At 60.7% G+C, this 19,399-nt stretch carries 25 protein-coding genes; 12 read left to right on the top strand and 13 right to left on the bottom strand.

Annotation, left to right across the window (positions count from 1 at the left end):
- The first annotated feature begins 144 nt into the window (after window positions 1–144).
- Together ACYQ2W_RS04255 and ACYQ2W_RS04250 are read left to right on the top strand one after the other, a co-directional pair.
- Window positions 145–1,440 carry a type 2 periplasmic-binding domain-containing protein gene (locus ACYQ2W_RS04255; protein ID WP_459863567.1) on the top strand — a complete coding sequence of 432 codons (1,296 nt, stop codon included), beginning with the start codon at window positions 145–147 and terminating at the stop codon, window positions 1,438–1,440.
- A gap of 147 nt (window positions 1,441–1,587) precedes the next feature.
- Entirely contained in the window at window positions 1,588–2,193 is a 606-nt protein-coding gene (locus ACYQ2W_RS04250; RefSeq protein ID WP_459863565.1) for a hypothetical protein, read from the top strand.
- A 693-nt stretch (window positions 2,194–2,886) separates the two neighbouring features.
- Here ACYQ2W_RS04250 and ACYQ2W_RS04245 read toward each other — a convergent pair.
- The 3 genes from ACYQ2W_RS04245 to ACYQ2W_RS04235 form a co-directional block, all read right to left on the bottom strand.
- Window positions 2,887–3,861: a transposase gene (locus ACYQ2W_RS04245; RefSeq protein ID WP_459863563.1), complete on the bottom strand. Its 975-nt coding sequence runs from the start codon at window positions 3,859–3,861 to the stop codon at window positions 2,887–2,889.
- A 137-nt stretch (window positions 3,862–3,998) separates the two neighbouring features.
- Window positions 3,999–4,397, bottom strand: coding sequence for a type II toxin-antitoxin system tRNA(fMet)-specific endonuclease VapC (gene vapC, locus ACYQ2W_RS04240; RefSeq protein ID WP_459863561.1), 399 nt, complete (start codon window positions 4,395–4,397; stop codon window positions 3,999–4,001).
- Window positions 4,397–4,627: an AbrB/MazE/SpoVT family DNA-binding domain-containing protein gene (locus ACYQ2W_RS04235; RefSeq protein WP_459863559.1), complete on the bottom strand. Its 231-nt coding sequence runs from the start codon at window positions 4,625–4,627 to the stop codon at window positions 4,397–4,399. The genes vapC and ACYQ2W_RS04235 overlap by 1 nt, the downstream gene beginning before the upstream one ends.
- 234 nt (window positions 4,628–4,861) lie before the next feature.
- Here ACYQ2W_RS04235 and ACYQ2W_RS04230 point away from each other — a divergent pair, with 234 nt between their 5' ends.
- The 6 genes from ACYQ2W_RS04230 (at window position 4,862) to ACYQ2W_RS04205 (ending at window position 7,747) form a co-directional block, all read left to right on the top strand.
- The gene (locus tag ACYQ2W_RS04230; RefSeq protein ID WP_459863557.1) at window positions 4,862–5,098 is read left to right on the top strand and encodes a type II toxin-antitoxin system Phd/YefM family antitoxin; all 237 of its coding nucleotides are present in this window, start codon (window positions 4,862–4,864) and stop codon (window positions 5,096–5,098) included.
- Entirely contained in the window at window positions 5,098–5,487 is a 390-nt protein-coding gene (locus ACYQ2W_RS04225; RefSeq protein ID WP_459863555.1) for a type II toxin-antitoxin system VapC family toxin, read from the top strand. The genes ACYQ2W_RS04230 and ACYQ2W_RS04225 overlap by 1 nt, the downstream gene beginning before the upstream one ends.
- A 690-nt stretch (window positions 5,488–6,177) precedes the next feature.
- A complete protein-coding gene (locus ACYQ2W_RS04220) occupies window positions 6,178–6,405 on the top strand; it encodes a type II toxin-antitoxin system Phd/YefM family antitoxin (RefSeq protein ID WP_459863553.1) in 228 nt (75 codons plus the stop codon).
- The gene (locus ACYQ2W_RS04215; protein ID WP_459863551.1) at window positions 6,402–6,785 is read left to right on the top strand and encodes a type II toxin-antitoxin system VapC family toxin; all 384 of its coding nucleotides are present in this window, start codon (window positions 6,402–6,404) and stop codon (window positions 6,783–6,785) included. Before ACYQ2W_RS04220 ends, ACYQ2W_RS04215 begins: the two co-directional genes overlap by 4 nt.
- 204 nt (window positions 6,786–6,989) lie before the next feature.
- Window positions 6,990–7,274 carry a type II toxin-antitoxin system TacA family antitoxin gene (locus tag ACYQ2W_RS04210; RefSeq protein ID WP_459863549.1) on the top strand — a complete coding sequence of 95 codons (285 nt, stop codon included), beginning with the start codon at window positions 6,990–6,992 and terminating at the stop codon, window positions 7,272–7,274.
- Window positions 7,262–7,747: a GNAT family N-acetyltransferase gene (locus ACYQ2W_RS04205; protein ID WP_459863547.1), complete on the top strand. Its 486-nt coding sequence runs from the start codon at window positions 7,262–7,264 to the stop codon at window positions 7,745–7,747. The genes ACYQ2W_RS04210 and ACYQ2W_RS04205 overlap by 13 nt, the downstream gene beginning before the upstream one ends.
- A gap of 89 nt (window positions 7,748–7,836) precedes the next feature.
- Here ACYQ2W_RS04205 and ACYQ2W_RS04200 read toward each other — a convergent pair whose 3' ends face one another.
- Together ACYQ2W_RS04200 and ACYQ2W_RS04195 are read right to left on the bottom strand one after the other, a co-directional pair.
- Window positions 7,837–8,028, bottom strand: a complete 192-nt coding sequence (locus tag ACYQ2W_RS04200) for a hypothetical protein (RefSeq protein ID WP_459863545.1) — start codon at window positions 8,026–8,028, stop codon at window positions 7,837–7,839.
- A 353-nt stretch (window positions 8,029–8,381) separates the two neighbouring features.
- Window positions 8,382–8,816: a helix-turn-helix domain-containing protein gene (locus tag ACYQ2W_RS04195; RefSeq protein WP_459863543.1), complete on the bottom strand. Its 435-nt coding sequence runs from the start codon at window positions 8,814–8,816 to the stop codon at window positions 8,382–8,384.
- Between the two features lie 166 nt (window positions 8,817–8,982).
- On the opposite strand from ACYQ2W_RS04195, the gene ACYQ2W_RS04190 reads away from it, so the two are divergent.
- From ACYQ2W_RS04190 to ACYQ2W_RS04180, 3 genes are all read left to right on the top strand, one after another.
- Window positions 8,983–9,465, top strand: coding sequence for a hypothetical protein (locus ACYQ2W_RS04190; RefSeq protein ID WP_459863541.1), 483 nt, complete (start codon window positions 8,983–8,985; stop codon window positions 9,463–9,465).
- 717 nt (window positions 9,466–10,182) lie between these two features.
- Complete coding sequence (locus tag ACYQ2W_RS04185) at window positions 10,183–10,725, top strand: excalibur calcium-binding domain-containing protein (RefSeq protein WP_459863539.1); 543 nt, start codon at window positions 10,183–10,185, stop codon at window positions 10,723–10,725.
- 279 nt (window positions 10,726–11,004) lie between these two features.
- The gene (locus ACYQ2W_RS04180; RefSeq protein ID WP_459863537.1) at window positions 11,005–11,241 is read left to right on the top strand and encodes a type II toxin-antitoxin system Phd/YefM family antitoxin; all 237 of its coding nucleotides are present in this window, start codon (window positions 11,005–11,007) and stop codon (window positions 11,239–11,241) included.
- 847 nt (window positions 11,242–12,088) lie between these two features.
- On the opposite strand, the gene ACYQ2W_RS04175 is transcribed toward ACYQ2W_RS04180, so the two are convergent.
- The 8 genes from ACYQ2W_RS04175 to ACYQ2W_RS04140 form a co-directional block, all read right to left on the bottom strand.
- Window positions 12,089–12,781 (bottom strand): ERCC4 domain-containing protein, encoded by a 693-nt coding sequence (locus ACYQ2W_RS04175; protein ID WP_459863535.1) that lies wholly within the window; start codon window positions 12,779–12,781, stop codon window positions 12,089–12,091.
- 206 nt (window positions 12,782–12,987) lie between these two features.
- Window positions 12,988–13,332 (bottom strand): Mor transcription activator family protein, encoded by a 345-nt coding sequence (locus ACYQ2W_RS04170; protein ID WP_459863533.1) that lies wholly within the window; start codon window positions 13,330–13,332, stop codon window positions 12,988–12,990.
- Window positions 13,333–13,431: 99 nt separating this feature from the next.
- Window positions 13,432–13,650 carry a hypothetical protein gene (locus tag ACYQ2W_RS04165; RefSeq protein WP_459863531.1) on the bottom strand — a complete coding sequence of 73 codons (219 nt, stop codon included), beginning with the start codon at window positions 13,648–13,650 and terminating at the stop codon, window positions 13,432–13,434.
- Window position 13,651: 1 nt separating this feature from the next.
- Window positions 13,652–14,938: an ExeA family protein gene (locus ACYQ2W_RS04160; RefSeq protein ID WP_459863529.1), complete on the bottom strand. Its 1,287-nt coding sequence runs from the start codon at window positions 14,936–14,938 to the stop codon at window positions 13,652–13,654.
- Window positions 14,939–14,969: 31 nt separating this feature from the next.
- The gene (locus tag ACYQ2W_RS04155) at window positions 14,970–16,745 is read right to left on the bottom strand and encodes a hypothetical protein (protein WP_459863525.1); all 1,776 of its coding nucleotides are present in this window, start codon (window positions 16,743–16,745) and stop codon (window positions 14,970–14,972) included.
- Window positions 16,746–16,748: 3 nt separating this feature from the next.
- A complete protein-coding gene (locus tag ACYQ2W_RS04150; protein WP_459863523.1) occupies window positions 16,749–17,756 on the bottom strand; it encodes a hypothetical protein in 1,008 nt (335 codons plus the stop codon).
- The gene (locus ACYQ2W_RS04145) at window positions 17,743–18,081 is read right to left on the bottom strand and encodes a helix-turn-helix domain-containing protein (RefSeq protein WP_459863521.1); all 339 of its coding nucleotides are present in this window, start codon (window positions 18,079–18,081) and stop codon (window positions 17,743–17,745) included. The genes ACYQ2W_RS04150 and ACYQ2W_RS04145 overlap by 14 nt, the downstream gene beginning before the upstream one ends.
- On the bottom strand, window positions 18,078–18,320 hold the full coding sequence (locus tag ACYQ2W_RS04140) for a helix-turn-helix domain-containing protein (protein WP_459863519.1): 243 nt from the start codon (window positions 18,318–18,320) through the stop codon (window positions 18,078–18,080). Before ACYQ2W_RS04140 ends, ACYQ2W_RS04145 begins: the two co-directional genes overlap by 4 nt.
- Window positions 18,321–18,442: 122 nt before the next feature.
- Between ACYQ2W_RS04140 and ACYQ2W_RS04135 the strand changes: the two genes are divergently transcribed.
- Window positions 18,443–18,808, top strand: coding sequence for a helix-turn-helix domain-containing protein (locus tag ACYQ2W_RS04135; RefSeq protein ID WP_459863517.1), 366 nt, complete (start codon window positions 18,443–18,445; stop codon window positions 18,806–18,808).
- Window positions 18,809–19,399 lie beyond the last annotated feature (591 nt).

The following is a 19,399-nucleotide window of genomic DNA, read 5'->3' as shown; positions in this document are numbered from 1 at the left end:
TGATGGTCTCGAGGCCCGTCTTCGGCGTTGCGGCAAGGGTTTCATAACCGGGCTATGCGCCTTGAAGACGAACCGCGATCCGGCGCAATTTGGGGTAATTTATTCTTTCCGCGTCCCTAAGACGTGTCGCAGAGGAAAAATGAAATGGCACGAACATATAGCAAACGATCCAATGACATAAAGCAATTAAGCATGAATATTATTGGCGGAGTATTGGCAACAATTATTCTCTATGCCGCCATATTCATATATGACAACGTGGCAAATACTGTAGAATTTAGAGATATCCTCGTCATATCGATTGCGATAACCATGCTATTGGGATGCATGATATTATCTAAGCGAAGAGTAACACTTCTTAAAAATGAGATTGAGGAAGTAGAGTCTGAATTAAAATGCTGGGGATCCTCACTGTTCGAGCAGGAAAGCGGCCGCCACTTCGACGCAATTGACAAGATATCTTGTGCTGTAATGCGATATCCTCCGCTAACCGATGATATCGGCGGGAGCGCGGGAAGCCGTGGAATAGCCTTTCCGCTATTAAAAGATCTTATATTCAATTATCCAGGAAAACCTGGAGAGCCTATTGAGGTAGCAACAGTTAGGGAGGTATCTGATTGGTCCGAAGCTTTTGAGGCGCTAAAAGTAACAGACGACAGCAGGGTTGACATGTTACTTACTCCGGCGATGAGCACAAGAAGACGTATGCAGGGAATATATTTTTCTGTTCCGATATTCTACGTCGAAGTAGGTTTATTTATGAGAAGGGATACCGCTGTATTTCTAGGAATACATGAAAAATCTCCCCTTTCTTATGTTATTGAACGGGTTTCCGCTTCAAATAAGCAGCGCCTGAGAACAATTGGCTACGACGGTGAAATATCTCATGAATTAGCAGAACGGCATTTTGGCGACGTTCAGCAAGAGGAAGTCGAAGGCATGTCTGCCTCTAATTTCGAAACAAAAATATTAAAGAAAATTTCTGGAAACGAATACAACAAGTACATTTCATTCTTAGAAGTCCCAAAAGTAAAATACCTGATTTCATCAGATAGCGGCGGCATCCCCTCCGTTTATAATTCACTTTCTGAAGGAAGAGATGATTGCGACATTGTAAATGTAATGAAGGAAAATGCTCTCGTCTACCCCGTTTGCTTTGCTGTGAGGCACGGAAGGAAAGATATAGTAGATTATATCAATCTTAGAATCATGAATATGCACTGCGGCCGGTCCATGAATCGCGAACTGTCAACGAAAGCCGATCAAGTACCTCATACTAACTACGGGGGACTTATTGATTATCTTATTTCATGGGGAATGGACCGAAAAGCAATATGTGATCCGTTAATGTCACCACCGCAAAATCTACCCCACGAAGAGATTCTATATCTTCGAAATATTGGGAAGGCCATGCCTAATCTTACAGAGATACTTCGCTAAGATTGCAACTCATTAAAAATAATATTTTGTTGCCACATTCGGAGAACAAATGTGCTGAATTCATCGCTAGTTAAACACCGCAGCCCAAGATCTCACCCCATATCAGGAGGGGATGACGTTTTCCATGTCCACATCAATGTACATGGCATGGGAGATGAGACATCGAATCACTTAGTTGATATAGGCTTTGTCAATGATCCTTTTCTCGCTTGCGAAGACTCCTATGCTCCACCAATTCATTTTTCCTACGAGACAACAAATGTTAAGGCCAGAGATGCATCTTGGGAACAAGCAATAGATATCCTAAAGAATGATGCCCATTTTCTAGGGTATATAGAGATGGAGAGCTTGACACCTAGATACTCTCGCGAATATCAGCCCAAGTTTTTACCTGATCAAGTATGCTGCCATCTTCCTAACATTAAAACACATTTTATTGAAGTCGGACTCGACAATCACAAAAAGGCTGATCTTCATGTAAAAAGAGGTATTAATGAAAAATTTGATAAGCTTGATTTTCTCTTACTAGAATATGGATTTTATAAAGTTCTAACGCCGAGAAACCGAATATACACATTACAGCTCGCGTCGGTCTCCGACGCAAGAACACTATTTGATTATCTAAACAATTTTTTTAGTATTTACGGAGGAGCAAAACAATTAAACTTCGAAGTTGTCGGTCGCCTTCGACGCTTTCCAGAAGATTTTCCTATAGTTGATATGGTTCCAAAGGGAGGTGTTATTATTGAATAGCACCACAAAAGATTTCCGAAAGCCCAAGTTTTAGGGACGCGGAAAAAATAGATTATCCCAAATTTATGATGCGTAACGTCATGAATTTCATTAAAATTCAACCATGTTGGAAAAATAAATAGGACACCCACTCCAACGCCCTCCATCAATCCATCAGATTTTTCGCACACACCTTCCACGCCTGGGCTTCCCTCGCGGGGGCGCGAATTCGCCAAGAAACCGGAGTCGCGGCCCACAGACTCCTGAGAATTCCGCCCGCCGGCGGCTCCCCCCAGAATGGAAGACGAGCGCCGTCCTCGGCGCCTGCACCGATCAGCGAAAAACCGAAAGGAAATGGAGGGAAAGTCAGCTCAGATAGGCTTGGCAGGCCGCCAAGCCCGGCGTTCGTCGGAAGCCCAGTTCCTTGCACGTCGCCTTCACCGCGTCGGCGATGCCACCCACCCTTTGAAGCGACGCTCGAAGAATAAATAGGACACCCACTCCAATGCCTCCAACCGATCCATCAGATTTTTCGCACACACCGTCCATGCCTCGCCCCCTCCTCAGGGCGTCAAATTCGCCGATAAACTGGTGTCGCCGCCGTCACATCCCTGGAAGCACCGTCCGCCGGCGTCTCCTTTCTGAATGGAAGACGAACGCCGCCCTCAGGACTTGCCCCGCCGATCAGCAAAACCGAAAGGAAAATGGGAAAAATCAGCTCAGATAGGCGTGGCAGGCCGCCAAACCCGGTGTTCGTCGAAAACCCAGCTCTTTGCAGGTCGCCTTCACCGCGTCGGCGACCCCCACCCACCCTTTGAAGCGGCGCTCGAAGTGCTGCGCCGCTTGCAGCCAGCCCTTGCCGTCGAACTGGAGCCGCTCCAGGATCGGTGGCAGGCTCTCCGGGATCGATCCGCGTTTTCCGGGCACCATCGCCCGGCCGGTCCACTCCACCAGCTCCAGGTACTCCGTGAGGTGAAACGGAATTCCTTTGGGCATCGACTCGCGTAGATCGCCCACCAGCGGCAGCAGCTTCACGGCGCCGCTCCCTTTGACCATCTCCTCCCTGCCCAGCGCCCGGGCGATGCGCTGCTGGATGGAGGCGTAGTCCGAGGTCTCCGGGGTCTTGGTGATGTCCGCCCGGATCGGGTTGAGATCCACGTAGGCCATGCAGGCCAGCAAGGCCTTTTCGTCGAGTAGCGCCTGGGAACGGAAACGCCCTTCCCAGAAACGCCCGGTGCAGTGATCTTCCGCATTGGCCTTGCGGGCGATGTGTTCGTTGAGGCAGCGCATGAACCAGCTAATGCTCATCAGGTTCCCGCGCCACTGTTCCGCCAGCCGATCGAGCTGATCGCGCTCCGCGCCACCCAGCGGTTCTCCGTTGAGAAACCGCTGGGCGATCAACGGCCCCTTGAACAGCCGGAGCCACCGTTCCACCACTTCGTCGACGCTCCACCCCTTCGCCTGCTCGACGTCGACGTGCAGCGCCGTATGGGTGTGGTTATGCATGATCGAGAATGCGCAGACGTCGATGGCGAACACCCGCTCCAGTTCGGCGAGGCGGTCCTCGACCCACCGGCGGCGGTGTTCGTACTGTTCGCCGATCAGGAAGGCGCGGCGCACGCAGCGGGAGACGCAGTGGTAGTACGGCGTGCTCTCCAGGGAGATCAGGCTCTTTCGTGGCTTGGGCACAATAGCACTCCTTCGAGGGGGCACCGTTAGCCTGGACAACCCCTCTCCCGGATTCAACCCGTCGGCCTCAAAAGACAGGGAAATCTGAATATCTGTAGTCGATTTCTGAATCGCTCAGGCGATTGCTTATTTTTTGCCTATACCCAGTTTTCGACAAGCAGGCCGTCGACACGCTCGAACTCACGAAGGTTGTTGCTGACGAGGGTGAGGTTTCGGCGACGGGCTTGCCCGGCGATTTGAAGGTCGTAAGGACCGATCGTCCTGCCTGACCGGGTCAAGTGTGCTCGTATCAAGCCGGCTTCGATAGCATCCTCCTCGTCAAACGGGAGGATCGATAGCGGCGCGAGGAAGTGGCTGAGGGCGGCTCGGCTTTTCTCCACGCTGTTGCTCTTGCCGGCTCCGTAGGCCAGCTCGTAGACCGTGACCGAAGAGATCGCGATGTCACCGACCTTGGTGGAGGTGAAATGTTCGAGCACCGATGCCGGCCGGCGCTTGATGAGATAGATGCAGATATTGGTATCCAGCAGGTAGCGCATCAGAACAGTGGCTCCCGTTCCGGCATGTCGGGTTGCTCCCGACCATCGGCCATGAAGTCTGGCGGAAATTCCTCCAACGAAGAGATCAACGTTGAGAAGTCACGGCCTTTTGCCTCCACCTCGTCTTCGAGGATCGTGATCAATGCGCGGGTCGGCTTGGTCAAGCTGACCGACTCCAGGGCGCGAATCTGTCCGTCGGTTTCAATAATGGCTTCTATGGTGGTGTGCATTGCTGGAGGCTCTTGACTTGCGTGCGGATTTTGGGGAGAGGGCCGTCGTCCGTTTATTCTGCATTCGAGGAGTTCAAGGAGCAACGAGGAGCAAATAGGACACCCATTCCAACGCCATCCATCAATCCATCAGATTTTTCGCACACGCTCGCCGCCATCCCTCCATACACTTCAAACTTGCGCCCACACCCACGCCTAGCTAGACTTAGCCCGCACTTAAGATGGGAGATACAGATGACGACAGCCAACATGCACGATGCAAAGAGCAGACTGTCCGAGTTGGTCCGCAAGGCCGAAGCGGGAGAGGAGGTAATCTTGGCCCGCGGGGGGCAACCGGTGGTGAAGCTCGTTCCTGTTTCTCTTCATCCGAACCGCCGATTGGGACTCTGGCGCGACGCGCTCGATCAGCAGCCTGAGGGATGGGACGAAAAGCTTCCTGTCGACGCAGCGATGCCGGAACTGGACGACTGATGCGCTATATCCTTGATACCCATACTCTTTTATGGGCCTTGATGTGTCCGGAAAAGATTCCGGAACCCACCACGACGATCCTTCTGGAGCCGTCCAACACCCTTTTCGTGAGCGTGGTGAGCCATTGGGAGATCGCCATCAAAGAGAGCCTGGGCCGGCTGGTGCCACCGCGTAATCTCGACGAGACGATTATCGAATCGGGCTTCACTCCCCTATCACTGACCGCAGCCCATTGTCTCGCCTACGGGAAACTCCCGCTCTACCCAGAGCACCGCGACCCATTCGACCGGATGCTGGCGGTTCAGTCTCGCATGGAACAGGCAACGCTGATCAGTCGGGATGAAAAACTCGATCTGTACGACATTGATCGCGCCTGGCAGAGCAAATAGGACACCCACCCCAAGGCCCCCAACCAATCCATCAGATTTTTCGCACACACTCGCCACCGCCTCGCCCGCAAGAGGAACCAAAAAGCCCGAATAACCGGCGTCACGACCTCCAGATCGCCCAATACCACGCCCGCCGGGGGCTCTCTCCCGAACGGAAGACAAGCGCCGCCCTCGGGGCTGGGCCCGATCAGCGGAAATTGAAGGGAATTGGAGTGAGAGTCAGCTCAGATAGGCCTGGCAGGCCGCCAGGCCCGGTGTTCGTCGGAAACCCAGTTCCTTGCATATCGCCTTCACCGCATCGGCGATGCCCACCCACCCTTTGAAGCGGCGTTCGAAGTGCTGAGCCGCTTGCAGCCATCCCCGGCCGTCGAACTGGAGCCGCTCCAGAATATCTTATTGGGTCTTCCACCGGCATCCGGGGTCGCCGTTGCGGCGACCCCCATGTAATTCGAGGAAAGGGGTCGCCCGTCAAGAAAAGTTGGTTTCCAAAACCAGAGTGAGCTAACCTTTTAGCTAAGGCTCGCGAAAGAATAACTTCCTGTTTTGGAACGTTGATCCGCTCCGCCCGGCGGCGTTGCTCAAAGGGTTACATACAGCAAGTATGCCCCCTTTGCGCGCCCTGCCGGGCGGGCGTCTCGACGCCCCAAAACAGGAGGTTATTCTTTCGCGAGCCCTAACTGGAGGTTCTCAATGCAGATCAACACCCACGACGCAAAATCCCAACTCTCCCGTCTGATCGACCTCGCGCTGGCGGGGGAAGAGGTGATCATCGCCCGCAACAACCGGCCGCTGATCCGCCTCACCCCCATCGGCGAAGGGCACCGTTCACTGGAGTTCGGAACGGAACCCGACCTTATCCGGCGCATGGACGACGACTTCGACGAGCCGCTGGAGGACTTCCGGGAGTACATGGAGTGAGCCGACTGTTGCTTGATACCCACACCCTGCTGTGGGCCATGAGCGGGTCCAAACGGTTGAGTGCGACGGCCACGGAAGCCCTGCTGCACGGCGAAAACCACGTGAGTATCGCCACCTTCTGGGAGCTGGGAATCAAGATCAGCCTCGGGAAACTCGAACTCGCCCCCCAGTGGCGGCAGCGCACCACCCGGTACATGGAGAGCTACGGAATCCACCTCCTCCCCATCGAACCCCACCACTGCGAACACCTCTCCACACTACCCTTTCACCACCGCGATCCTTTCGACCGGATGTTGGTGGCCCAAACCCAAATCGAGGGGTTGTCGATGGTCAGCGCAGACCAACACATGGCGGCCTACGGGATCGAAATAATTTGGTGACCCTTCGCCCCGGCCGGTGCATTCGTTTACGAGACACGCCTACCGAACAAGTAGGACACCCGCCCCAATGACCTTGGCCTCCCCATCGGATTTTTCGGAGGTAAATAGGACACCCACCCCAGCGGCCCCGCCGCGTGCAGATAAAAGCTACACGCCCCACTATCCTTTCTCCACGCTCACGCTCCAACCGTAGGATTCCGGTCAATGGCCCATCCCGCCCCCGCCCAGCGCACCGCGGCAAACCACTTGCGCGCCCTACCCGTCCAGCGGGAACTGATCGACCGAGCCTGCGCGGCGGTGCACAAAAAGCTCACCGACTTCGTGCTCGATGCCGCTTGCCGTGAGGCGGAACATGTGCTGTGCGACCGACGCCAGTTTCTGCTGGATGAACAGGCTTATGCCGCCTTTGAGGTCGCCCTGGACCAACCGCTGCCCGACAACCATGCCGTCCAGCGACTGCTGGCCCATAAGGCCCCATGGGAAGACTGAGCCCGCCGGAACCGCTGACCGCCGAGCACCACACCGCCGGCTTCGACTCCGAAAGCGATTCGCTGGACGAATGGCTGGTGCGCCGCGCCCTGAAGAACGAGACCAGCGGCGGCTCTCGGACCTACGTGGTCTGCGACGGGCTGGAGGTGGTGGGTTACTACGCCATCGCGGCAGGTAGTGTCGCCCGGGCGGAGACTCCCGGCCGGATCAGCCGCAACCAGCCGGCCCCGGTGCCGGCGGTGATCCTGGGCCGCCTAGCGGTGGACCGGAATTGGAAAGGCCGAGGGATCGGTCGGGGCCTGCTAAAGGATGCAACCCTTCGCTCCCTCAACGTCTCCCGCCAGATCGGCGCCAGGGCACTGCTCGTTCACGCCCTCGACGAGCAGGCTGCGGCTTTTTACCGCCACCATGGCTTCATCGACAACCCCCTGGCACCGGCCACCTTGATGTTGGGACTGCTGGATCAGGGGTAGAACTCCCGCGCATGCTCGTCCTTGGCATCGACGAGCACGGCCATGATGCCGATCTCCCGCGCGGCCCTCGGCGATGCGCTCCAGGGCGTTCATGAGGAGGTATTCACATGGCCTGCGCGCTGGTGGCGGCGATCGACGGCCAGGAGTCCGAGGCGGACGCCGGGGATGCGGTGGGGGAGGCGCTTGGCGAATTTCGGCGGTAGACCGGTGGTCTCGACCTCGCACACGGTGAGGGTGTAGTAGCCGATGATCTCGCGGGGATTGGCATCGTCGACGCACACGAAGGTACGGGAGACGCCCTTCTCCTGATAATGGAATCCCCTTGGGCATCGGTTCGCGCAGATCGCCCACCAGTGGAAGCAGCGTCACGGCACCGCGCCCTCCGCTCGCCTCCTCCTTCCCGAGCGCCCGGGCGATGCGCTGCTGGATGGAGGTATAGTCCGATGTCTCCGGTGTCTTGGTGATGGCCGCCCGGATCGGGCTGAGTCCCGGCCGGCAGGGCAAAAAAGCCACTATCCGACCCTCCCCAATCAGACCTCCGGGACCGGCTACGCCCGCAACCGAGCATCGGGAGCGTGCCGACGACGGGAGGCGCACCGCTCAAAAAGCGGTGCCCCCCGTCTCCATCCACCCGCTACCGAACCTTCCCCTTCTTCCGTCGCTCGGGAAACACCAGCGACTCCAGCAGCCCGAGCAGATGCTCCCGCTGCTCCCCCGACTCCAGCGCCCGCCACAGCGCCAACAGCGCCGCCTCCTCCTCGTCCGCCGCCCCCGGCTTCCAATTGCGCGGATCGGACTTCAGCAACAACCGCTGCCGTTCCAGCTCATCGTCGTCCTCCGGTACCCCCTGGAGGAAGAAGGAGACCGGCAGGGCGTAGGCGCGGGCTAGGCGGTAGAGTTGTTCCACCGAGACCTTGTACTGGCCCAGCTCCAGACGGGACATGTGCTTGTCGGTAACGTCCGCCGCTTCGCCGGCCACTCTCATGTCGACCCCCTCCCGTTGCGTGCGGACCATGCGCAGGCGAGCACCGACGTGGGCGTAGAAAGAGGTAGGGGATTTTTTGGGCACGGTAGTGGCGTACAGAAAGACGGCGATCCATCAGAAGCTCAAAGGGTGTTGCAGTCCGCCGCCAAAAACATCCCGCTATTAGCGATTAGCAATACTAACCTCGTGCATTGCGCCCCAATACGTTAAAATTGTTTTCCTCCTGTTAGTCCTGATATCTTTACTCTTCATGAGCACGAATCCTGAGGCCACTCCCGATCTACCTCCCCTATGTGGTTTCGTGATCGCCTCCGAGTGCCGAATTCCGGCGTCGCTGGCCAACCACATCCCCCCCGAAGAGCTCCCCAAGCTCTTCCACCGCCCCACCGCCACCCTCCCCGATCCAGACGCCCCTCCCGCCGACCACCGCTACCGCACCCTGGCCCTCCTCAACGGCATCCCCGTCGTCGCCACCCATACCGAACAGGACAGCGATGCGTGCCTACTGGCCATCCGCCCGGCCGGTAGAGCCGAGGCGGAGACCCTGCTGAGCCGTCTGCTGGAAAAGCTGGCGTGGATCACCAAGGAGGTCGTCGACGAGAGCCAGGTCCCCGAAAATCCCCTCCCCTGGGAAACGGCCCAGCTCAGAATCGGTGGAGAGTCGCTGGACGGAGTACGACTGGAGCTGACCGTTGCCGGGGGTACGCCCCCATCGCACCGCCCGGCGGAGTGACGCGGGCCAACGCCTCGAATCGAAAGTTTCCCGACATCCGAGGGGGCGGCCGGAACAACACCCTCTCAAATAGCGATTACCCCCGCCCCCCTTGCCTCCCGTGCCCGTGCCCCGCGAGCTGCACGTCGCCCTCTACTGGCGCCGATGTCTTGCTTTCGCCGTTTGGCGTAAAGCACAACGCGACGGATAATTTCAGATTATTCCTACAGACACATAGGGGCCAAGCGCGCTAATGTTCCTGGTATCAGGAGAAGCGGGACGCGCCAGTTAATGCCGCCGTCCCGGCGGCATTTGCGTTTCCAATATTTTGAGCCGTTGGTGGATTATTGGCCGTTGAGTCAGATGGATAGGGGCGAAAATTCGGATAGGGAGATGGGGTGTTATGCGGCTGAACAGCCTGATATCCGGGTGCTATGCCGCTGAATTGCAGCACAACCAACTGTACGCGAATCGACAAATATCGCGTAACCGATTGTTTCAAAGGGAAAATACTGATTTGCCGGCAAGGGCGGTTGAGATGTTATACGACGATGATCCGCCGAATTGGGACTTATGCTGCCAAGCGGCCTTGTAACACACCTGAGCCGACCTCTTGGAAGGTTTTTTAGTTCGTTGTTTTATATGACAAAAAACCTATCTTTGAGGTGTCGGCGGAGGGTGTTATGTGGAAATTGGTCTGCCGAATAACAAAGTTAGGCTCAATTACATCAAACTTATATGGATACAAATTTTTACCAAGGTAATCTAAAACGCTGGGATGATGACAAAGGTTTGGGATTTATCGAACAAAATAATGGAAAAGGTGATATTTTTCTTCATATCTCCGCACTCAAAAAAATGAGCCGTCGTCCTGTTGCAGGAGACATAATACATTACCAAATTCATACCGAAAATAACGGTAAAAAAAGAGCTGTCAATGCCAAAATAGAAGGGGTTTCAGAACTTCAGCCACGACCAAAGAGGAAAACAAAAAATAAAACTGGCAATGGATGGTTATCTACATTTTTTGTTGTTATATTTTTTGTGTTAGCTGGTTCAGTTATTTATAACAAGTTCTTTGGTCATATTTCCGCAAACAATCCTATAGAAACGCTATCTTCTCCAGAAAAGCATGTAAATTATACTTGCAGTGGAAAAGTTTATTGTTCGGAAATGACATCATGTGAAGAAGCAAAATTCTATCAAAACAACTGTCCCGGAACTAAAATGGACGGCGACGGTGATGGCATTCCATGTGAAAGTCAATGGTGTAGCTGGTAAAGTCAAAAGCCTAACGAATCGCTCAAGGCCGACCACCCGCCGTCGGGCTTTTTCGGTTTTGTTTTGGGCTTTGTGGCGGCGGGTGTCGGCTTAGCTCAGGCGTTATAACCCGACTTTGACAGCATCTAGTAACTGATCGGACCTCCAGCTCGAACACCCTCTCAAAAAAAGTCCCCGACAGCTCCCCTTCTCAAAGAGCGCACACGCATGCACTTCAGATTTGCGTCCAGCCCTATCCCCCCCAGCCAGGACTAGTCCACACACAATACGGGAATGCAAATGACGACGGCCAACATGCACGACGCCAAAACCAGACTGTCCGCGTTGGTCCGCAAGGCCGAAGCGGGAGAGGAGGTGACCCTGGCCCGCGGGGGGCAGCCGGTGGTGAAACTCGTTCCGGTTTCGCCTCACCCGCCCCGGAAACCGGGACTCTGGCGCGACGCGCTCGAGTGGCAGCCCGAAGGGTGGGACGAGAAACCATCTGCCAACGAAGTGATGCCGGAGCTGGACGACTGATGCGCTTTCTCCTCGATACCCATACGCTGTTATGGGCCTTGATGTGTCCGGAAAAGATTCCGGAACCCACCACGGCAATCCTTCTGGAACCTAGTGGGCCATGCGGACCGAAGAAGGCGGCAGGGGTGATCACACCCTCTCCGTCGACTCGAAATCGTCAATTGCGTGTATTATGAATGCACGAATATTCAAACTCGAAGGGGATCTCGTCCATGCCAGGAAATCGCTTCTCCCCTGTTGCCCTATTCATACTCGCGTACACACTCTCTCATCCATCACTCGCCGCCGAGGATTTGACCGGTCTGTGGTCCGGAAACCTCCTGCCGATTTCAGAGGAGGAGACAGCGTCGGAGCTTGTCGACTTTTTCGACTCGCTGGTTATTCGAAAGATTTATTGAACCATCATTCAACACGCCGCAGAGGCGAAAACGCCTACCCCTCGGGGCAGGCATCCGCGCTTCATGATACATGGATAAAATGCGACGGTCGCATTGATCTCGAAATCGACGATGGGCGAACTCGTGGCGTACCCAGCGCTGCTTCAGCGTTTCCGATACCGTCAAGCCATAGGTATTGAATTTCACCACACCGAAATCGGCTCCGGTACTCGTGCAGTTTCCGGTAGTTCCTCCGGCAGGACTGACACACGGCTGACCCAGATCGTTGAAGGCGACACCGACCGCGGATCCGCTACTGAACTCCGGCAACACGCCGTATTCCGCTTCGATGAATGCGACATTACCGGAATACGGCGGAGATAGATCCATCGGTCCGGCCAAAAAGTAAAAGTTCGTATTGTCTACATAGTCCCGGGCGGCCGGCCCGTAGGCACTGATGGAACGACGAATTAATCAACGTCTCCTTGAAGCACGTCGGTCGAGACGCAATAGCCCGCCGCCGCCTCTCGTACCGCCCAGCGGATCCTGCGGGCGGTCTCCTCGCCGATCCCGTCGGTCTCCGTAAGCAAAGCAGACTCCGCGGCGAACACCGCCTCGACGCTGCCGAAGCGCTCCAACAGGCGAGCGGCGCGGGTGGGACCGATGCCGGGGAGTCCCTGGAGAAGATGCAGTTGCAGGGCGCGCCGGTTCTTCGGCCGCTTGCCCTGGCGCGGCACCGCCCCCTCGGCGAAGGCGCGGCCCTGGCGGGCGAGCAGCCCAAGCAGGCGGGCGCTCTCGGCGGCGTCGCGGGCGCGCAGCAGGGGGAGACCGAAGAATACGGTCAGGGTGATCAGGGCGCCCTGGATCGCCTCACGTGACATGGCGGAACGGGCGAGATCCCCGCCAGTGCCCTCCAGCAAAACGACGCCTCGCGGTTCGGCCTCGATCAGCCGTAGCGCCTGCCGAAAGAGGCGTCCGTCCTTGATCGATTGGGTCAGGTCGGGAAGCGTCTTGCGTTCGACCAGGAAGCGCTCGTCGATCAGGTAGTCGCCGAGGGGGAGGTGGGCAAGGGTGGTCTCGAACGCGGGATCGCGGCGCAGGATCTGCGGCAACGGCCCGGCCCGTTCGCGGTGATCGATGACGATGGGGAAGGAGGCGCCCATGGGGCGACGCTAACGCGCTGGAGCACAGGGCGGCAATTGGGAGATTTCTGATCGGTCGAGGAGGGGGAAGAGGGGGCGGTCGCTATGCCGCTGTGCAGACCCACGATAAGCGGGAGGGGATCGGGACGATAATTCGCTCCTGGCCGGGCACGCGGGCGGTTGCGCGAGGTGCCGTTTTGTAACGGCGTTGCACGATCCCGCGGGGCTTACTCGTCGCCGTCGAACAGCGGACTCTGCCGGAGCGCGCGCTGGGCGGCGCCGGTGCGGCGGAGGATGGCGTAGATCTGCTGCACCGAGAGTTCGAACTCGCGGGCGAGCTGGTCCTGGTTCTGACCGGTGAACGCCTTCCAGATCTTCAGGTCTCGCGCGCTGATGTCGAGGATCACCCCCTTCGGGATGTAGGTCATCTGGCCGCCGTAGTTGGCGCGTACCTGCTCGACGATCTTCCAGGCGAGGGCGTGGGCGTCGCGGCGATCGAGGCCGGCACCGGTGAGTACGGTGGAGCCGTACAGGGCCAGGTCCCGCAGGAATTCAGGGGCGCTGGTGGTCATGACACTTTCTCCTCGGTCGGTGTGGTCGGCGTGTCCATCGTGGCGCGCGCGGGCGTCGCGGCGTTCTTCGCCGGGCGGCGCCGGCGGCGGGTGCGGCGGTCACTCATGGAACCCCCTCCCCGCCTCGTAGCCCAGCGGCTCTTCGGCTTCGGCGTGGTATTCGTCGTAGATCCGTTGCGCCTGGTCGCGCAGCGGCTGCAGGCGGCCGAGGGCCTGCTCCATCGCCTCGGTGCGCGGGGTGGTGCGGGCGATCTCGATGCAGGCGTCGCGGGCGGTGAGGTAGAGCGCGGCGAGGCGGCGTTCGATGGCGTCGCTCATCTCACACCCCCCGGCCCAGGTTGTGGATCAGCTCGGCGCTGACCCGCGGCTCGCCGATCTCGGCGGCGTGATTGAGGGCGAGGCGGATCAGGTTGTTGATGCGCAGCGGGTAGCACCAGCTCTCGCGGTGCGCCCCCATGCCGCTGCCGCGGCGCACCGTCAGCGCGCGCTCCACCGCCGCCGGCACGTCGTCGCCGAAGAGGTCGCCGAAACGCTTGCCGAGGCGGCGGAACTTGGTCTCCAGATAGCCCCGCACCTCTTCGCTGCGCAGCGCCGGCAGGGTGGTGCGGTGGGTGCGGGCGATCACTTCGCGGGCATCGAAGTGAATACGCTCGTCGAGCAGCCGGCTCAGTTCCGGTTGGCCCACCAGCACGATGCCGAGGCCGGCGCCGAGCCCCTCCTTCATCTCCATCAGCCGCTTGAGGTATTTCAGGGTCTCGACGCTCAGATCGTGGGCCTCTTCGATGAACAGCCCGACCCGGTGCCCTTCGCGGGCGTGGCGGGCGAGCAGGCCGCGGACCTGGCGCGCCTTGGCCTCCAGGGTGCGCCGCGGCGGCTGGCCGGGGGCGAGGTCGTAGAGGATCGCGTCGAGCATGCCGGAGGCCTTGAGGCGGCTCTTGTCGACGGTCTCGGGCTTGACCACGTGCATCCGCTCGTCGTCCAGCAGGCGGTGGAAGAGCAGTTCGCGCAGCACCGTCTTGCCGCTGCCGGATTCGCCGACCACGGCGACGATGCCGCCGTTGCGGATGGTCTGGCGCATCGCCTCGAGGACGTAGTGCTGCTCATCGGCGAGCCACACGTCGGCAGGCTCCTGGATGTCGTCGGTAAAGGGGTCGCCGAATAGGCCGAAGGCCCGGCGGGCGGTTTCGCTGATCATGACTGCCTCCGGTAGGTCGTCGAGGATGGGTGAGGTGGATGGGGCGGCGCGGGGTGCCGCGGGGGCCGGCGGCGGCGGGCCGCCGGCGGGTTGCCAGAAGCGGCGGATGTCCGCCTCGCCGACGCCGCGGCCGGCGAGCCAGGCGGCCGCCTGGCGTTCGATCTCGCGGCGCGGGGTGGTGCGCGGCCAGCGCTCCTCGTGGCCGAGGAGCATCGAATTGAGGACCGTCGGGTGGAGCGGGTTGCCGGCAGCGCGGCCGCCGCTCTGGATGATCGCCTCGGCCATCGCCGTCTGGTCGATGCCCAGCCGCTGCAGAAGGTAGTAGCCATGGGTCGGCCGGGCGGGTGCGGGATCATGGCCGGCCGGGCGCCGCGGCGGCGCCGAACGGGGTTGGCGGCAGGGGAGCGTCATCGATCGTTCTCCTTCTCGGGTGGATTAAGCGCTAGCGCACCGCGCGCAGGCCGCCGGCGGCCGGTGGCGAGGTGGTGGCGCGGCCGGGCATCCCGTCGCGCAGCCAGTGGACGACCTGGTCGAGCTCCTCTTCGCGGACGCCCTCGGGGTGGGCCTGGCGGATCGCGCGGTTCTCCTCCGGCTCAAGGTGCCTCCCGAGCCGTTGCGAGATCCGCCCGAGGGCCTCCACCGGCGGCAGCGGCCGGCACTCCACGCGGGGGGTGCCGGGGATCTCCAGTTCGCTGCCCGGGCGGCGCACGTAGGCGGCGGTGGTCTGCTCGCCGAGATAGCCGATCGGATCGACCCCTCCGCCGAAGGCGGGCTCGCGCCGCTTGCGCGCCCGCTCCACCTCCCGTTCGGTGTCGGCGCCGTAGGCGACCTTCGCCATGCGCTTGCGCTGGCCGTCCACGTCGGTGTCGGGGGGCGCCCGGTAGGCCTCGCCGATCACCGGCGCGTCGAGGCGGAAACCGGCGCCGTCGCGCTCCAGGGGCTCGCAGGGGTAGAGGGTCTCCCGCCCCTCGCCGTCGCTCACCACCACGTCGATCCACGGTGCCCGGTAAGGGTTGACGCAGACCGTCAAGGTCTCGCCCACGCGCACGCCGGGGACGTGGGCGACGCTGTACTGGTTGGCGCCGTAGCCCTTCACCGTGTAACGCACCGCCAGGTCGCCGTGCACCGTCACCGCCTGCGGGCGGCTGCGCAGCAGCGTCTCGAGCACCGCACGGGGCGGCGCGACGCGCAGCTGTTCGGGGCGGATGGTCTGCCACAGGGCGAAACGGGCGTGGCCGTGGCGGGTGTGGCGCTGGGTGCCGTTGAACCAGCGGCGGAAGGTGGCGGCGGCCTCGTTGAGGTGGTCGGCGTCGCGGATCCGCATCAGGTAGAGCCGCCCCTCGAAGCGCCGCTCGATCAGATCGTGGGTGCGCTCCACCTGCCCCTTGGCGCGGGGGTTGCCGGGGGTGTGGACCTGCTGGCGCACGCCGAGGCGGTCGAGCAGGTTGCGTATCAGGTGCGAGGTGTTGGCGCTGCCGGCGTCCCACAGGATGCCGAAAGGCACGCCGTGGAACGGCTCCTGGGGGTGCCCCTTCGGCGCGAAGGCCTCGGCGAGGAAGCGGAACAGCGTCTCCTGGTCCTCGCCGGCGGCGAGGTAGTAGCGGAAGAAGAAGGCGCCGGTGTAGTGGTCGGTGACCAGGTAGCGCAACACCCGTTTGCGGCTGATCCGCTGGAGGTTGTGGGGCTTGTTCTTGTAGAAGCGTTTCTCGTCCATCACCGCCATGCCGCCGTCGTCGAGGTAGAACAGCACGCACACCGAGACGTCGAACTGCCACCAGTGGTTGGGGTGGCGTGAGCGCAGCGCCTGGTAGGGCGTGGGGCGGGCGATCTGGTCCGGATGGAGGCCGCGCTCGCGCAGCAGACGGAGCACCCGCGAGGCGGAGAGGGCGGTGTCGATCAGCCGATTGCCGAGGGCGATCGCCAGGGCATCGGCCACCGGCAGCAGCCGCTTGCCGTTGGCCCGCGCGGACTCCACCATCAGCGTGGCGACGATGCGCAGCTCGTCGTCGCTCATCGCGGTATCGCCGCGGTCGGCGCGCGCCTTGCGCCCGCTGCGGTAGCCGGCCCGCTCGCTCAGCATGCGGTAGAGCGTGGCCTTGTCGCAGCCGAGGAAGCGGCACGCCTCGGCGATGATCGCGCCCTTCTCGCCATGGCGCGCGGCGGCGTGGCGCCCGGCCAGGGCGCGCAGATAGTCCAGTTCAGCGAGTTCCGCGCCCATCGCTCAGTGCTCCACCCCGGCGGTGGCGGGAACCTGCTGCATCCAGGCGTCGTCCCCCCCCTCCAGCTCGCTGGTCAGCAGCGCGAAGTCGGCCTGCACCTCCCGCGCCGCGGCGATGATCCGCGCCACCGCCTGCCCCGCCTCCAGGCGCAGGTGCAGCGGACAGTCGGGCCGCTCGACGACCCCCGCCACCTCGGCGCGCAGTTGCAGCAGCGTGCCGAGGACGTCGCGGGCGCGCCGCTCCAGGGCGGTCGACAGCTCCTCGCCGAGGGCCTCGGCGCCGAGCTGCTCGCGGCGCGCCGAGGCGTGGTGCAGCTGCTCGATGGTGCGACTCTTCTCCTCGATCACCCGGTCCTTGGCGGTGGCGCTGGCGGCGGCCTCCTGCAGCCGCCCCTCCAGCTCGGCTCGCTCGCCGGCGTGGCGGGCGGCGAGGTCCTCGATCAGCGAGACCACCGCCTCGCGATCGCCGGTATCCACCTCCAGCTCGCCGATCACCGCCACCCGACCCTCTTCCGGCAGCTTGCGCAGCTTGCGCAGCTCGCGGTAGCCGAGGCCGATGCGGTTCATCGAGGCGAGCGCCTCCTCGCCGAACTCGCGCAGGTTCAACAGGTCCTCATCGACCTTGCTCGCGGACATCCCGAGGGCGGCGCAGAACCCCTGCCAAGTGCCGACGTCGGCCATCTTGCCCTCCTCGTCGACGATCACCGTCTGCCCCTTGAGCGCCTTGTAGGCCTTGCTCCGCTTGATCCGGTCGAGCTTCGACAAAGAGACGACGTCGGCCATTTTGCGGAAGGTCGTGGCCATCTGGACCTGGCCGATCATCTGGTTGAGCAGATCCCGCTCCTCGGTGTAGGCGGTCACCGTGGCGGCCAGCGTGCGCGCCTCGCGGACGGTCTCCGCCGGGGTCGCCGCAACGCCCTCGACCAGCGGCTCCAAGCACTTGCCTGCGCGGCGGCCGCCGCGCGGCGAGGCACTCCTCGCAGTGAGGGGGGGGGTCTCAGGATTCGACATCGACAGGCTCCTGCGGTGTACGGGTATAGCGCTGCTCGAGCTCCTCGACCCGCCTGCGGACGGCGTCGAGGTGGCGCTGATAGGCGAGCGCGACCTGCACCATGCGGGGACCGAGGCGGACCTTCTCCGGGTCCGTCGGCAGACGCTCCACCAGGCCCTCGTCGATGAGGGTCTTCAGATCGCGCGTGATGTTGGGGGCACTGGTCTCGAGGGCGCGCGCCAGCTCCGCGTTGCGCACCCCGTCGAACTCGCGCCCGGCGAGCAGCAGCAGGATGCGCACCGCCCGACGCTGGCCGTTGATCCGCTCCATCGCCGCGCCGCTCACGCGATGGCACCGAAGTCGGGTCCGTAGCGCTTCGGCCACAGGGTGTGCAGTGGTATCTTGGTGTGGCGGGAGATGGCCTTCTCGATGCGCGCCGAACTGCAGCGGCCGGCGATCACGTTGCCCACCGAGGTGGGGCTGACGCCGAGCTCCTCGGCGATACGCTGCTGACTGAGATAGCGCTCGGGCGATTCACTCAGTTTGACCTTGCGGATGGCTGCCTGGATGTCGCGTCGATGCATGGGATGGGGCCTCTCTTTTTTTTGACAGATGAAGCTCAGGGATTGGCTAGGTCGTTGAGCTTCAGTGAGCAGGAGTATAGGAACGAGCGTTCCTATTCGTCAACCGAAAGATGGGAAATAAATTGCCTATCGGCGAACGGCTGCGCGAGGAGCGTGAGCGGTTGGGTTTCAGCCAGTCGGATCTCGGGGCGATCGGCGGCGTCACCCTGCGCAGCCAGGGCAACTACGAGCGTGGCGACCGTGCGCCCGACGCCCTCTATCTGGCGGCGGTCGCCGCCCATGGGGTGGATGTCTGTTACATCGTGACCGGCAGCCGGCCAGGGAACGCCGCGACGCCGGCCGGCACGGCGGCACCGGCGGCCGACCCCGACGAGCAACAGATGTTGGAGCTGTACCGGCAGTTGAAGCCCAGGTGGCGCGAGACGGTACGCGAGCTGGCGGCGGATTTCGTCGACGCCGGCGCGGAGCAGGCGCGCAGCAGCGGCTGAAACCTCGACCCCTTCCCCGATAGCCTGCGGGCTATGGATGAATCGGCCACGGGAGCGGGAGCGGGAGGGCGCCCATCGAAACCGCACGGCCGCCGATTTTTCGGATTATTCCACCGACCGAAGATTGCGGACCCTGGCAGCTTCAAGCAGCAGAGCCAGCAGCGCCTGCTCCATCGCGTATAGACGATTCGCGTCGGCTCCCACCTGGGCACCCAACGCGTGGAACCTACGGAAGAGGATATTCACCTCCACGCGGATCTCATCATGGTCAATCGGTCTAAGGTCCACTATTTCCCGAGCGGGAGCCTTCGGGAGGGCGTTACCCGTCTCCGCATTCGCGATGCCCCCGCGTCCCGCTGTTGTATTTTTGACGACACGTTTGGTAAGCAAGAAGTGGCGCATCAGTTTTTTCTTACTCGTTTGTAGGAAATCACTTATAAATAAAGGAAAATGCTGATATGTGATCAGCAAAAAGATGAGAGAAAAGTCATTTTTCCGACCTATGCGAAGCGCCTGTTCCGAGGCTTTCGCGCCCTCTTTTGCCGCTCCGCGCCATTTTTCTTCCTCTTCCGTTTCTTAAAGCCGGTTAAT

The organism is Endothiovibrio diazotrophicus (assembly GCF_054657215.1).
Note: the sequence above shows the minus strand (reverse complement) of the source record. Positions and strands in the feature narration are given on the sequence as shown.

Bases quoted from the DNA above. Each gene is read 5' to 3' on its own strand.
- ACYQ2W_RS04235 (WP_459863559.1), bottom strand. From the start codon at position 4,627: ATGCACACCACCATAGAAGCCATTATTGAAACCGACGGACAGATTCGC.
- ACYQ2W_RS04160 (WP_459863529.1), bottom strand. From the start codon at position 14,938: ATGACGCTCCCCTGCCGCCAACCCCGTTCGGCGCCGCCGCGGCGCCCG.
- ACYQ2W_RS04180 (WP_459863537.1), top strand. From the start codon at position 11,005: ATGACGACGGCCAACATGCACGACGCCAAAACCAGACTGTCCGCGTTG.
- ACYQ2W_RS04225 (WP_459863555.1), top strand. From the start codon at position 5,098: ATGCGCTATATCCTTGATACCCATACTCTTTTATGGGCCTTGATGTGT.
- ACYQ2W_RS04220 (WP_459863553.1), top strand. From the start codon at position 6,178: ATGCAGATCAACACCCACGACGCAAAATCCCAACTCTCCCGTCTGATC.
- ACYQ2W_RS04230 (WP_459863557.1), top strand. From the start codon at position 4,862: ATGACGACAGCCAACATGCACGATGCAAAGAGCAGACTGTCCGAGTTG.
- ACYQ2W_RS04165 (WP_459863531.1), bottom strand. From the start codon at position 13,650: ATGAGCGACGCCATCGAACGCCGCCTCGCCGCGCTCTACCTCACCGCC.
- ACYQ2W_RS04210 (WP_459863549.1), top strand. From the start codon at position 6,990: ATGGCCCATCCCGCCCCCGCCCAGCGCACCGCGGCAAACCACTTGCGC.
- ACYQ2W_RS04250 (WP_459863565.1), top strand. From the start codon at position 1,588: ATGGGAGATGAGACATCGAATCACTTAGTTGATATAGGCTTTGTCAAT.
- ACYQ2W_RS04190 (WP_459863541.1), top strand. From the start codon at position 8,983: ATGAGCACGAATCCTGAGGCCACTCCCGATCTACCTCCCCTATGTGGT.
- ACYQ2W_RS04170 (WP_459863533.1), bottom strand. From the start codon at position 13,332: ATGACCACCAGCGCCCCTGAATTCCTGCGGGACCTGGCCCTGTACGGC.
- ACYQ2W_RS04150 (WP_459863523.1), bottom strand. From the start codon at position 17,756: ATGTCGAATCCTGAGACCCCCCCCCTCACTGCGAGGAGTGCCTCGCCG.
- ACYQ2W_RS04255 (WP_459863567.1), top strand. From the start codon at position 145: ATGGCACGAACATATAGCAAACGATCCAATGACATAAAGCAATTAAGC.
- ACYQ2W_RS04155 (WP_459863525.1), bottom strand. From the start codon at position 16,745: ATGGGCGCGGAACTCGCTGAACTGGACTATCTGCGCGCCCTGGCCGGG.
- ACYQ2W_RS04205 (WP_459863547.1), top strand. From the start codon at position 7,262: ATGGGAAGACTGAGCCCGCCGGAACCGCTGACCGCCGAGCACCACACC.
- ACYQ2W_RS04185 (WP_459863539.1), top strand. From the start codon at position 10,183: ATGGATACAAATTTTTACCAAGGTAATCTAAAACGCTGGGATGATGAC.
- ACYQ2W_RS04175 (WP_459863535.1), bottom strand. From the start codon at position 12,781: ATGGGCGCCTCCTTCCCCATCGTCATCGATCACCGCGAACGGGCCGGG.
- vapC (WP_459863561.1), bottom strand. From the start codon at position 4,397: ATGCGCTACCTGCTGGATACCAATATCTGCATCTATCTCATCAAGCGC.
- ACYQ2W_RS04140 (WP_459863519.1), bottom strand. From the start codon at position 18,320: ATGCATCGACGCGACATCCAGGCAGCCATCCGCAAGGTCAAACTGAGT.